The sequence below is a fragment of the Arcicella rosea genome (genome assembly GCF_014204325.1).
In the GTDB taxonomy this organism is placed as follows: domain Bacteria; phylum Bacteroidota; class Bacteroidia; order Cytophagales; family Spirosomataceae; genus Arcicella; species Arcicella rosea_A.
In genome coordinates this window covers 81,087-94,683 of record NZ_JACHKT010000004.1, presented here as the reverse complement: position 1 = coordinate 94,683, position 13,597 = coordinate 81,087, and the positions used below count along the sequence as shown (strand labels likewise).

Here is a 13,597-nt window from a genome sequence, read left to right as displayed (position 1 = left end):
CTTGCTGACATTTAGAAAAATGTTTTTACAATCCATTTTTAAGCAGTATTTTTACCGATAAATTATCACATTGTTGATGAATTTATAACAATTTGTTGATTTTCTTTAACAGAACCAACCATGTACGGCTTAAAATTCGTGCAATCTTCTAATAAAATGGCAACAGCAACTTTCACGCTCGAAAGAGATACCGAAATTTTCAACTTGATTAATCAAGAAGCTCACCGTCAGGAGTACGGTATCGAATTGATTGCTTCAGAAAACTTTACTTCAAAGCAAGTAATGGAAGCTCAAGGCTCAGTTTTGACAAACAAGTATGCAGAAGGACTACCGGGCAAACGTTATTATGGCGGCTGCGAAGTAGTAGATCAAGTAGAAACAATTGCAATCGAGCGTGCAAAAGCATTGTTCGGTGCTACTTGGGCAAATGTTCAACCTCACTCTGGTGCACAAGCAAACGCAGCGGTTTTCTTATCTTTCTTGAATCCTGGCGATAAAATTTTAGGTTTCAACCTTTCGCACGGTGGTCACTTATCGCATGGTTCTCCAGTAAACTTTTCTGGTAAATACTTCCAAGCGTTTTTCTACGGTGTAGAACAAGAAACAGGTTTAATTGATTGGGATAAAGTAGAAGCTACTGCTTTGAAAGAACAACCTAAATTGATTATCTGTGGTGCTTCAGCTTACTCTCGTGATTGGGACTATGTACGTTTACGTGCTATTGCTGACCAAGTAGGAGCAATTTTATTAGCAGATATTTCTCACCCATCAGCTTTGATTGCTAAAGGTTTGTTGAACAATCCAATGCAACATTGCCATATCGTAACGACTACCACTCACAAAACTTTAAGAGGCCCTCGTGGTGGTTTGATTATGATGGGACAAGATTTTGAAAACCCATTCGGTTTAAAAACCTTGAAAGGTGAATTAAAAACAATGTCAGCTTTATTAGATGGCGGTGTTTTCCCAGGAACGCAAGGTGGTCCATTAGAACACGTAATTGCTGCTAAAGCAATTGCTTTCGGAGAAGCCCTTACAGACGACTTCCAAATTTATGCTGAACAATTGCAGAAAAATGCCAAAGTAATGGCTCAGGCTTTTGTTGATAAAGGTTATAAAATTATTTCTGGTGGAACTGATAACCACTTAATGCTTATCGACTTACGTCCAAAAGGTTTGACTGGTAAATTAGCTGAAAATACTTTGATTAAAGCTGATATTACTATCAACAAAAACATGGTTCCATTTGATGACAAATCTCCATTTGTTACTTCTGGTATGCGTGTTGGTACGGCAGCGATGACTACTCGTGGTATGAAAGAAGCAGAGATGTTACATATCGTAGAATTAATCGACAGTGTATTGATGAATCACGATAACGATACTTATTTAGGTTCGGTAAAAACAGAAGTAAACAAATGGATGGAAGCATTTCCATTATATGTTTAATTCCAATATTGAATAAAAACAAAACCCTGATAGTTTTAAAATTATCAGGGTTTTGTTTTTATTTGTTTAGTATTTTCATTTTAATCTTGGATAAGGGAAACTGAAAATCTATCTCTAAATCATTCCTCTTGATTTTAGTTCTAAATACTTATTTACGGTATTCACAGTTAAATTTTGCGGAGCAGTTAATAATGCTTGAATACCATATTGAGCCAATTCTCTTACAATTTGCTGTTTTTCATAAAAGTACTTTTCCGCAATCGTTTTATGATATATTTCTTCTGTTGTTTCGGCTGGTTTATCTAACAATGTTTTCAAGGCTGTATTTTCAAAGAAAACAACCATCAGTAAATGGTCTTTCGCTAATTTTCTGAAATAAGGTAATTGCCTCCGCATAGAAGCCACAGTTTCAAAATTTGTGAATAGTAACAAAAGACTTCGTTGGCGAATATGTGTTTTGGCATGAATATACAAAGCCTCATAGTCTGTTTCCATATAACGAGTTTTTTGTTTATACAATAAATCCAAGATTTTGGTCATTTGCCCAGTCTTTTTATCGGCTGGTAAAATTTGACCGATTCTATCCGAAAAAGTAATTACACCAGCTTTATCTTGTTTATTGATTGCAATGTTCGAGAGAATAAGCGTGGCATTGATGGCATAATCAAGTAAAGAAAGTCCATCGAAAGGCATTTGCATTACTCTTCCTTTATCAATCAAACAATAAACATTTTGTGATTTTTCTTCTTGATAAGCATTCACCATTATATCATTCCGACGAGCGGTAGCTTTCCAGTTGATACTCCGAACATCATCACCTTGAACATACTGACGAATTTGTTCAAACTCTTGGCTTTGTCCAATTCTACGAATTTTCTTGATGCCCAATGCCGTCAATCGGTTTGATATTGCCATCAATTCGTAAGCTCTCATTTGTAAAAATGATGGATACACTGCCACCATTTTATCTTGAGAAAACTGAAAACGACGTTGTAACAAACGAATGGGACTTTTTACATAAACATTTACGGCACCAAAACTATACTCACCTCTTTTGGTAGGACGAAGTTGATATTCAATAATTTGTTGTTCCGCAGATTTTAGGGAAGTGTAAAAGAGTAAATCTCGTTTCTGAAATTGAAAAGGAATTTCATCTATGATTTCAAGTAAGATTGAGAAGCTGTAATGATTTTCAATAAAAATTGAAATCGGGTTTTCATCACCATTTGAAAGCCTTTCGGGAACATCTCTTCTACAAAAAATACTTTTTTTAGCCATGAAAAGAATAATGCCATCTGCCAACAAGAGCAATATAAAAATCATAAAACACAATTGTGCTATTCCCAACAACCAAGGAAACACAAAAGCAAAAACAAATAAAATGACAATCCCGACAACGAAGTGGAATACCACTTTTGAAAAATACAAGGATTTAAAAAGATGGATCATGGTTGTTTTATAGATTGACTAGCGGGTGCTTTCTTTAGCGTATCACTTTTAGCCACTTTAGGTTTCACTGTTTGTACAGCTTTGCGTCGGTTTTCTAATATTATTTTTACATCCTCGTACATACTTTTAAAAGCAGGTGGATGCGTAACATAATATTTCAAACTCACTCTAAATGTAGCAGTATCAGTTTGATGTTGCTTCATGATTTTCCATCGCAAACGTTGATATGCCAACAAGGAAGAATCTTGTCCGCCCAAGTGCATATTATTGACACGAGCTTCCGCTTCATGAACATCTGCCAAGATTTTTGACATTTTATCTTGCTCTATCAAATTTGCGGGCTTATCTTCCGAACCGCAAGCTATCAACAAAGTTGCTAACAACAGAATTATTAATCTCATATTTCAAATTTACAGGGAATTTGGGTAGTTTTAAACTTGTGAAAGTTTTTTAAGTAAAATTATGAAATGATTTTTGTTTGAAGGAAGCTTCGACGAATGAAACAATAGATGACTCCCAACGAATTTTTAGCCAAACTTTACAAATATGAAATTAAAATCCGCAAGGCTGTTACTTCGCAGATGCGGGGAAATTTTCATTCTATTTTCAAAGGTTCTGGGCTAGAGTTTAGCGATTTGCGTCAATATCAATATGGTGACGACGTTCGTTTGATTGATTGGAATACTTCAGCCAAAGGACATGGAACTTATGTTAAAATTTTCAAGGAAGAAAAAGAACAATCGGTCTTTTTTGTGATTGATGTAAGTGCTTCGCAAGATGTAGGTCGATCTGACCGTTCTAAACTAGATACTACCAAAGAAATCTGTGGTGTGTTGGCTTTATCGGCAATTAAAGAAGCCAGCCATGTTGGTTTACTTTGTTTTTCTGACCAAAAAGAAAAATATATTAAACCAGCTAATACTTTAAAACATGGCTATCAAACCATTTTAGAATTATTCAAACTCAAAACAGAATCTACAGGTACAAATTTGAAGAAAATGATTCTTTTTACTTTAGATGTTTTAAAAAGAAGAAGTTTGGTCATTTTAGTCTCTGATTTTATTGATACAGGTTATGAAGAAAACCTGAAAGCCTTGGCTCGAAAACATGATTTAATCGTGATTCACTTATTCGACCAACGAGAAACGAATCTTCCACGCTTGGGAATTATTCCTGTTTATGATACCGAAACCCGAAAAACAATTTGGGTAAATGCTTCATCAAGTTGGTTTAGAAATCGCATGAAGATTTTATTCGATAAAAATTCACAACAAGTAGAACAAGTATGTAAACAACATCGAGCCAATTATTTAGCCATTGATGCTTCGGAAGATTATGTTCCTAAATTGATAAAGTTATTTAAAGTAAGAAAGTAAGAAGCTATTGCTCATAATATTCATGAACCCTTTTTTAATGAAGTCCACCATCATCAAATTTTCTGATTCATTAAAAGAAATATCAGTACAGTTTCATTCCTGCAAAGTTTCAACAACATTACAGGCAAAAATCTACAGCTTAAAAACTAGGATTGGACTACATTCAAACGTTTATAACTCAAATCTCTTTTCTGTTAGTCCTTTATCTTTTAGTCGAGAATCTTCTCGTCCTGTTTCTTCAAGTCTTGTGTCCTCAAGTCTTGTATCTTCAAGTCTTGTATCTTTTGTCTTACTTTTTGCTTCTTTACTTTTCTTTCCATCCAATACTAATGCACAAAACCAGAATTGGCGACCACCGAAAGGACAATTTTTGAGTGATAGTTTAAAAGTGGGTTTACCGATAAAGTATGCTTTGAGTTACAGACACAAACCGACTGCAGATATTTTCTTTCCAGATTCAACCTATAATTTTGCACCATTTGAACTTGTTTCGAGAGAATACTTTCCGACAATTACCAATCCCAAAGGCAGCCTTGATAGTGCCATTTATACTTTAATTTCGTTTGAAGTATTACCAGTTCAAGAACTTAGTTTGCCTGTTTTTGTAAGAGATAATCTTGATTGTACTCGTGTTTTTGCACCGATAGATTATGTTCGCTTACAAGGTACGATTTCTGCAAATGGCAACATCGACACGATGTCGTTGAAAAAAGATACTCAAGTAATTCCGCTATCGCAACAGCCAAACTATCCTTTAATTTTTTTATTCCTTGTTGGTTTTAGTTTTTTAGGAGTATTGACTTTCTGGTTTTTTGGTACGCCTATTAAAAGGCAAATTAAATTATTCAGGTTTAAACGTCGTTACGATGAATATCTAAGGCTTTTCCAAAGGTTAAGCAGAGCAACCGATGATAAGAAAAGGGGTTTAGAAAATGTAGAAAAAGCGGTAATTCTCTGGAAAAAATATGTGGAACGTCTTGAAAACAAGCCATTTACTACTTTTACCACAAAAGAGATTTTAGACAATTTACAAGACAATCGTTTGTCTGAAGCACTCAGAGAAATAGATGCCACAGTTTATGGCGGAATTTATTCTAAAACAACAGCAAGCTCCTTGAATATTCTTCAAGAACTCGCTGAAAGCCTTTACAAAAAACACAGACAAATATTAGTACAAAGCACTTGATGGCTGTTAAATATTTTTTTTATGGAAGATTGGTTTTCAAAATATTGGTTTTTACCCTCTACCCTTTCAAGTTTCGACTGGGCAAATCCTTTCTTTTTGTACAGTTTACCCATCATCCCGCTATTGTTTTTAGTCAGAAGTTGGTTGCGTGGCAATGCGATTCAAAAATTAAATATTGCTTTTCCAGCCAATGATATTCAATCTAACTGGATTAGTTATTTACGATTTGTCCCTGCTGTATTTTTGTTGTTATCAATTACGATGATGCTTTTAGCCTTGGCTCGTCCGCAAAGAGTAGTTTCGGAAACAGAAGAATTTTCGGATGGCATTGATATTATGTTGGCTTTGGATATTTCAAAATCAATGGACAGCAAAGATATTCCGCCATCAAGGCTGGTTGTTGCACAAAATGTAGCTAAGAAATTTATCAGTGGCAGATTATACGATAGAATCGGAATGGTTATTTTTTCAGGAGAACCTCGCTCATTATGTCCATTAACTACCGACTATGAAATGTTAAATGAGCTTGTAGATGAAGTTTCTTCTGATTTGATTAAAACATCAGGAACAGCCATTGGTAATGCTTTGGGATTGTGTATTAATCGTTTAAGAGAAATTGACTCTAAAAGTAAAGTAGCCATTCTGATTTCTGATGGTGATAATACTGCTGGAAATCTCGACCCAGTAATCTCGGCACTATTAGCCAAAACATTTGGTGTTCGGGTTTACACGATTGCAGTAGGAAGTAACAAAAACGTAACCGAAAAAGTAGATGAAGGAACGCTTAGAGAAATTGCAAGAGTAGGGGAAGGAAAATTCTTTAGGGCGAAAGATGCTAAATCTTTAGAGACGATTTTTGAAGAAATTAACCTTTTAGAAAAAGTTGAAATCAAGCAAAATAAATCTAGAAATGTTCGTGATTTTTATCATTCATATTTAAGATTATCAATCGCTTTTTTGTTAATATCCTTTGCTTTTAAGAATACCTTTATGGGAAATATTTTAGAAGATTAAGCTAATCAATTCATAATCATCACAATACACAACATCAAAGTGCTATAAAAACTATGATAAGTATAAGTATTGTCGATTATTATTTACAAAAATCAGATTTAATAATTCCTTAACATTGCGGTAACTAAGTATTTATACCTTTGTGGCGAAATTACCAATATGAAAAACCACGATAATTGAAGATTTACTTATTACTGTAAAAGTTTTTGTAAATTTTCATATTAACATTAGAGTGATTCCTCGCTCTTCAAATCAATAAAAATAATGTTCGGATTAGAAACTTCACTATTCATTTTACTTTTCCTATGTTTGTTTTTGGCTTGTGCCTTTGAGTTCGTCAATGGCTTTCATGATACAGCAAATGCCGTAGCTACTGTAATTTATACAAATTCACTAAAACCTACACAAGCAGTAGTTTGGTCTGGATTAATGAATTTCTTAGGATTACTTACCGGTGGTGTTGGTGTAACGATGTCGATTATTGGTTTACTGCCTACAGAACTCCTCATAGACCCCAATGTTTATCATTCTATGGCAACGGCATTAGCGATGTTAATTACTGCCATTCTTTGGAACTTGGGAACTTGGTATTTTGGTATTCCAGCTTCTTCTTCTCATACTTTAATTGGTTCTATTATCGGTATTGGTGTAGGTTATGCTCTTTTACCTGAAAACAAAGCGGGTTTAGAAACCGTAAACTGGGACAAAGCCATTGAAATTGGTAGAGCACTTTTACTTTCACCATTATTTGGTTTTGCAGTAGCAATCGTATTGATGTATATCATGAAAAAAGGTATCTCTAATAAAGATATTTTCAAAGAGCCTAAAAAAGATACCCCTCCCCCAATGTGGATTCGTGCTATATTATTTACGACTTGTACTTTAGTAAGTTTCTTTCACGGACGTAACGATGGGCAAAAAGGAATTGGTTTAGTAATGATGATTTTAATTGCTTTTTTACCAGGTTATTTCGCCATCAATACAGACGTTGACCCATTCAAACTGCAAGCAGAAGTAAATACTGTACAACGAGTAATTACTAAAATTGATACCACAAAATTATCAGCGACAGAGAAGGAAGGTTATCATAAAATCATTAAAGCAACTACTGGTTTAACCGCTATATTAGAAGATAAAACACTTACAAACGATAATTTATCTGTAGAGAAAAAATTAGAAATTCGTAAAGATGTTTTATCAATCAATAAATTCGCTAAAAAACTTTCTGAAAGTGATGCTGTGACTTTGAGCAAAGACGATAAAAGTGCTTTGAAAAAAGCTACTGCTGGTTCTTCGCCTGCTTTCTTTACTTTTGGAAATTCTGGTTCTGGTTTATCATCTTTAACAGACTTTGCACCGACTTGGGTAATGTGGATGATTGCACTTTCTTTAGGTTTAGGAACAATGATAGGTTGGAAACGTATTGTAGTAACAGTAGGTGAAAAAATCGGGAAACAACATTTGTCGTATGCACAAGGTGCTTCTGCGGAATTAGTTGCGTCGTTTACCATCGCATTGTCAACAATTTATAAATGGCCTGTATCAACTACTCACGTACTTTCTTCGGGTATTGCAGGTTCGATGGTAGCTTCAAAAGGTATTAAAAACTTACAAGGTGGTACTGTAAAAAGTATTGTAATGGCATGGATACTTACTTTGCCAGTTACAATTTTAGTATCTGCTACAATATTCTATTTACTCCGTACAATTATCGGATAATATTAAAGATTTCAGAAGAGCGTATGGGAATAATTTCATACGCTCTTTAAGTATCCACTTACATTGCAATTACCCCAACTACCAATATAGAAAATCCATAAATTAATGAAAACTTTCAAGGGACTTTTTGTTCTGGTGACTTTGTGTGTCGTCAGCTCCCAAACTATTGCCCAAAATCCAATAAATGAGCCTAAAAAAGAAGCTCAAGCCCCCAAAAAATGGTATGATAAAATCTCATTAAGAGGTTATGCACAAGTTCGATATAATCGTTTACTAGAAACAAATGAAAAATTGAAGTGCGAACAATGTGATAGGTCTTGGGGCGAAAATGGTGGATTTTTTATCCGTCGTGGACGATTAATTTTTTCAGGAGATATTTCAGATAGGTTATATATTTACGTTCAACCAGATTTTGCGTCGAATGTCAGTAATTCTTTTCAACACTCTTTTCAAATTCGTGATGCTTATTTTGATTTAGCACTTGATGCTAAAAAGGAATCTCGCCTTCGTATTGGGCAAAGTAAAGTACCTTATGGTTTTGAAAACATGCAATCTTCACAAAACCGTTTAGCTTTAGACCGTGCTGACCCAACAAACAGCCCAGTTTCAAATGAACGAGATTTAGGAATATTCTTTTATTGGGCAAAAGCCGAAATCCGTAAGCGTTTCGCTTACTTGGTTAGTTCAGGTTTGAAAGGAAGCGGTGATTATGGCGTTTTTGCTTTTGGACTTTATAACGGACAAAATGCTAACAAAGCTGAACAAAATAACGAACCACATGTTGTGTCGAGAATTACTTATCCGTTTCAACTAAAATCAGGTCAAATCATTGAAACAGGGATTCAAGCTTATACTGGAAAATTTGTCATTGAAAAAAATACTAAAAACAAAGCTGCTGAATCTTCTTTTATCGACCGTCGTGTAGCGGCTACTTTGGTAGTCTATCCTCAACCTTTTGGTTTTCAAGCAGAATATAATGTTGGAGAAGGGCCAGAGTTTAATCCAAGTACGATGACTACAGAAGTAAAAAAGCTAAATGGTGGTTATGCTCAGGTAATGTATCGACAAAAAATTAGAGAAAATCATATTACACCATTTATCAAGTATCAATATTATAATGGTGGGAAAAAACATGAAATTGATGCTAGAAGATACATTGTAAAAGATTTAGAAATTGGTGCAGAATGGCAATTGAAAGATTACTTTGAACTTACAGCAATCTATACCATTTCAGATAGAACATTTGAAGATGTGGCTTTACCTGTGAACAGACAAACAGGTAATTTACTTCGCCTTCAAGCACAGTTTAATTTCTAATAAACATGAGTCATCCCGAATTTTCTCCTAGAATAGCGAGTTTTAGAAGATTTAAAAGTTTTTTGGATTTGTTCTCGTCCTTACTTTTTGTCTTGATACAAAAAGTAACCGTAGCGACGGCCGCAAAAAAATCAAGAATTCCTAATCGGAGTGGCGAACCACCTCGCTTCGCTCAAACAGTAGGAATTCGTTACCCATCAATCACAAAAAAGCGGTCGAAATTAGTTTTTCGACCGCTTTTTTGTGATTTTAAAATTCGGGATGACTCATGTTATTTTATGCTCTCTTTAATTCAAAAACGGTAATTTCTGGTGGCATTCCAATTCTGCCTGGATAACCGATGTAACCGTAACCACGGTTTACATATAATTTTTGGTCACCTTCCTCATACAAACCTCCCCATTGTTTATAAACATATTGTGCTGGCGACCATGTTTCGTTACCAATCGTAATGCCAAACTGTGTTCCGTGCGTATGCCCCGAAAACATCACGTCAATATCTTTGAATTTAGTATTTACTTCCTTATCCCAATGTGTTGGGTCATGCGAGAGTAAAAGTTTAACAGGAGCTTCTTCTGTACCTTTTACGGCTTTTGATAAATTGCCATAAGTATGAAAACGATTTTGTCCGCTGATATTTTGAACACCAATGATAGCTAACTTTTCCCCTCCTTGTTCAATGAATCGGTTTTCGTCCATTAATAAATCGTAACCCATAACTTTGTGTGCACGCTGAAGGTCACTTAAATTTTTCTGTTTTCCTATCATATCATTTCCCCAATTCACATAATCGGCATAATCATGATTCCCCAAAGTACTATAAACACCCAAAGGAGCTTTCACTTTATTGAAAATATCAATATACTCTTGTACTTCTGAGGCTAAATTATTCACTAAATCACCCGTAAAGAAAACCGCATCTGGTTTTTCCTTCATCAACATCTCGATACCGCCTTTCACAGCAACACGATTGAAAAAAGAACCAGAGTGAATATCTGAAATTTGGGCGATAGTCATTCCATCAAATTGCTTTGGTAAGTTTTTTAAAGCCAACTTTACTCTACGCACTCTATAATCATGCGCTCCCGAAATAATTCCCCATGTTAAGCCTAAAGCAGGAACAGCACCTGCAATGACAGCCGTTTTCATCAAAAACTCGCTTCTTGTAATAGGAGTATTCAGTGCTGAAGGTTGGCTAGTTGTAGCAACTGAAATTTCAGAAGTACTTGAAAATTTAGAAACAACCAAGCGGAATAAACGAATGATATCGTCTATTAATAAAAAAAGTACAACAAATATTTTAGAAAAGTAATTAACAAAAACGCCTACCATAATAATGGTTCTGAGGTTTTTACCTAGCCATTCTGGAGGCGTAAAATTATAAAGCCACATGCCAAGCATAGTGATTGAAGTAAGTCCCCAAAAAATATATTTTGTAATGTTCTGAGTATTAGCTGAAGTATTTTGAATAGATACTTTTACGGCTTGCCAAACGTACCAATCAATCAGTAAAAGTATAATTGATACAATTGGAATAATAATTAATTTATTCATTGAAGTATGATGATATTTTTATCAGAAAAGAGTATTCAATAGTTTAACTATTTGATTAAACCCTAATTCAACGACTTGGGTTCTGGATGAACTTGTTTTTATGATAAACGGCAAAAACCTTTCAGATTTTTACTTTTGTCGATATAACCTTTGATAAGCCTGTGGTTTCATTTGCATCAAAGACTTAAAAGAACGATTGAAGTGTGAAAGATTATTAAAGCCACTTTCAAAGGCTACTTGCGAAATACTGAGTTTCTCGCCAGCCAATAATTTACAGGCGTGACCAATCCTGAGTTCTTGTAAAAACTGGAAATAAGTTTTTCGAGTATGCGTCTTGAAGTAACGACAGAATGAGTTTACGCTAATATTGGCTACTTCGGCTACTTCCTCTAAAGTGATTTCTCGGGCAAAATTATTTAATGAAAAAGAGTAAATCATGTCAATTCTTCTAGTATTATACTCATCTAAAGAAACATTAAATTCTGTTTTTGATAAGTCTGTAACATCTTCGGAACTGGCTATATAACTCAATATATTCAACAATTGGATTACTTTGTCGATACCCGTTGTATGAAGCATTTCCTCCATTAATACACCAACTTTTTCACGAACTGGCCCACCAACCAATAATCCTTTTTTAGCTTTTTGGAATAATTCATTCAAAGAAATTGATTCAGGTATTTTCATAAACCCATCTCCCAAAAAGTTTGGGTTGAAGTGAATAACAACTGAACGAGACATTAGCGTAGAATTTTGCTCAAAGTAATGTGGGTCACTTCTAAAAAAATGTGGCACATTTGGCCCAATCATGATTAAATCATTTTCTTTAAAACTCCTCACCCCGTTTCCAACCAGAAGCGTTCCCGTTCCTTCGAAAATATGAACAATCTCAATTTCAGGATGATAATGCCAGTGATTATAAAAAAACGGGACGAAATCTTTATTTACACTGAACGATTGTTCAGGCATTATCTGAACTTTTCTGAATAATGGCTTCATTGTATGTAAATTATTACCGAAATAGTGTATTCATTAAAATTAATGCTAATATAGTATTAAAATGTACTAATAACGGAAAAGTTTATGTAAGAAAAATACACTCTCTTTGTAATGAAGTTTTTTAATAATTTATTGTAATAAAAATAGATTTAAAGATGATTAAGCGTCAGCATTACGATAATTTTGAGCTTTGGCAAAGATTTAAGAAAGGAGATCAGCAGGCTTTTCACTTGATTTATAAATTAAATCATAAAATTTTAGTCAATTATGGTAGTAAAATAACACAGGACATAGAGCTTGTGAGAGATACTGTACAAGATTTGTTCGTAAACTTATGGCTTAGAAAACACAATCTTGCTGATACAGACAATATTGAACCTTATTTAAAAACTTCTTTGCGTCACGATTTAGTCAGAAAAATTACTGAAGCAAGAAATGGCGTTCCGTTCGATAATATTTCAGAACTTGCTCATCAGCTTGAGAAGTATCATTTTTCGTATATCCATGAAAATGAAGAGCGTGAAGAAATGTTCGTAAAACTTGAAAATGCATTATTATCGTTGCCAAGTAGAGTATCACAGGCTTTAAAGATGAGATATTTCGATAAAATGGGGAATCAAGAAATTGCTACAAAAATGTCCATCAATTATCAATCGGTCAATAACAATATTCATAGAGGTGTAGAAACCCTAAGAATCGCCATGACTCAGTAATATAATACTTGTCTGTCTATTTATTAAACACTTATTAACAAAATAGACCGACAAGTATCATTTCAATTTACCTACTTCCCTCGCCATCATTTTCCAGCCTCAGCAAATTTATTTTCCTTTTTTTATTGCTATTACATTTATTTCTACAGATTCTATCTCCATTTTCTGTCAAATAAATCCAAAATCCATCACTGATTGAATATTTATCTTATTTATTTTGTTATCCTTTGATAATACGTGTTCATACACATATATTTGTCTCAATAAATAACTAATCACAATTACCCACTAAATTACTGTATCAATTATTCAATCGATATAGTATATTAAATAATTACTAAACTCCTGAATTTTAATCTTCTAAGTCTCAAAAATCATAGTGGCGGCTTTGGTTTTTCTGACAAAGATTATCACAGGAGTTTTTTTATTCTTTGGTTCCAACTAATTCTTGTCCTTGAACCAGCACTTTGATGCCAGTCACTAAGCCATCCGTACGTACAAAAAATATTTGAGCACCAAAATTACCTTCTTCAAATTCATCTTCTTTTTTTCGAATTAACTTTGTTTCAGGATAGTCCGAAGCTTGACCAAAAAGCTCCCCTGCTTTGAAGTAAACTTTCATTTTTTGAACATAAGGATTATCAGCCATTTTATAGCTTCCATAATAATCTTTAAAGTCTAAAGAATCTACTAGACTTACACGTACTTCTGATTTTAATACTTCTTTCCCTGAAGTTTTTGCCTGAGCAACAAAACAAAACGCCGACAACATCATGCCGATTAATAAACTCTTTTTCATAATCATCTGTGTGCTTTAAAAG

The 13,597-nt window shown here is 34.2% G+C and carries 12 protein-coding genes; 7 read left to right on the top strand and 5 right to left on the bottom strand.

The features are described from left to right. Positions 1–156: 156 nt before the first annotated feature. Positions 157–1,449, top strand: coding sequence for a serine hydroxymethyltransferase (locus tag HNP25_RS04165; RefSeq protein ID WP_184131041.1), 1,293 nt, complete (start codon positions 157–159; stop codon positions 1,447–1,449). Between the two features lie 114 nt (positions 1,450–1,563). Here the strand turns inward: HNP25_RS04165 and HNP25_RS04160 are convergent, their stop codons facing one another. After that, positions 1,564–2,895: a DUF58 domain-containing protein gene (locus HNP25_RS04160; RefSeq protein ID WP_409012497.1), complete on the bottom strand. Its 1,332-nt coding sequence runs from the start codon at positions 2,893–2,895 to the stop codon at positions 1,564–1,566. After that, the gene (locus HNP25_RS04155; RefSeq protein WP_184130759.1) at positions 2,895–3,299 is read right to left on the bottom strand and encodes a DUF4296 domain-containing protein; all 405 of its coding nucleotides are present in this window, start codon (positions 3,297–3,299) and stop codon (positions 2,895–2,897) included. Before HNP25_RS04155 ends, HNP25_RS04160 begins: the two co-directional genes overlap by 1 nt. 108 nt (positions 3,300–3,407) lie before the next feature. On the opposite strand from HNP25_RS04155, the gene HNP25_RS04150 reads away from it, so the two are divergent. From HNP25_RS04150 to HNP25_RS04130, 5 genes are all read left to right on the top strand, one after another. After that, entirely contained in the window at positions 3,408–4,274 is an 867-nt protein-coding gene (locus HNP25_RS04150; RefSeq protein ID WP_184130756.1) for a DUF58 domain-containing protein, read from the top strand. Between the two features lie 22 nt (positions 4,275–4,296). Then, complete coding sequence (locus HNP25_RS04145; protein WP_184130753.1) at positions 4,297–5,460, top strand: hypothetical protein; 1,164 nt, start codon at positions 4,297–4,299, stop codon at positions 5,458–5,460. 21 nt (positions 5,461–5,481) lie between these two features. After that, entirely contained in the window at positions 5,482–6,474 is a 993-nt protein-coding gene (locus HNP25_RS04140; protein ID WP_184130750.1) for a VWA domain-containing protein, read from the top strand. Between the two features lie 264 nt (positions 6,475–6,738). Continuing rightward, entirely contained in the window at positions 6,739–8,193 is a 1,455-nt protein-coding gene (locus HNP25_RS04135; RefSeq protein WP_184130747.1) for an inorganic phosphate transporter, read from the top strand. Positions 8,194–8,298: 105 nt separating this feature from the next. Further along, entirely contained in the window at positions 8,299–9,510 is a 1,212-nt protein-coding gene (locus tag HNP25_RS04130; RefSeq protein ID WP_184130744.1) for a porin, read from the top strand. 276 nt (positions 9,511–9,786) lie between these two features. Here HNP25_RS04130 and HNP25_RS04125 read toward each other — a convergent pair whose 3' ends face one another. Beyond that, the gene (locus HNP25_RS04125; protein WP_184130740.1) at positions 9,787–11,064 is read right to left on the bottom strand and encodes a metallophosphoesterase; all 1,278 of its coding nucleotides are present in this window, start codon (positions 11,062–11,064) and stop codon (positions 9,787–9,789) included. A gap of 129 nt (positions 11,065–11,193) precedes the next feature. Beyond that, positions 11,194–12,063 carry an AraC family transcriptional regulator gene (locus HNP25_RS04120; RefSeq protein ID WP_184130737.1) on the bottom strand — a complete coding sequence of 290 codons (870 nt, stop codon included), beginning with the start codon at positions 12,061–12,063 and terminating at the stop codon, positions 11,194–11,196. A 155-nt stretch (positions 12,064–12,218) separates the two neighbouring features. Between HNP25_RS04120 and HNP25_RS04115 the strand changes: the two genes are divergently transcribed. Next, entirely contained in the window at positions 12,219–12,776 is a 558-nt protein-coding gene (locus tag HNP25_RS04115) for an RNA polymerase sigma factor (RefSeq protein ID WP_184130734.1), read from the top strand. A 424-nt stretch (positions 12,777–13,200) separates the two neighbouring features. On the opposite strand, the gene HNP25_RS04110 is transcribed toward HNP25_RS04115, so the two are convergent. Further along, on the bottom strand, positions 13,201–13,575 hold the full coding sequence (locus tag HNP25_RS04110) for a hypothetical protein (RefSeq protein ID WP_184130731.1): 375 nt from the start codon (positions 13,573–13,575) through the stop codon (positions 13,201–13,203). Positions 13,576–13,597: the final 22 nt, after the last annotated feature.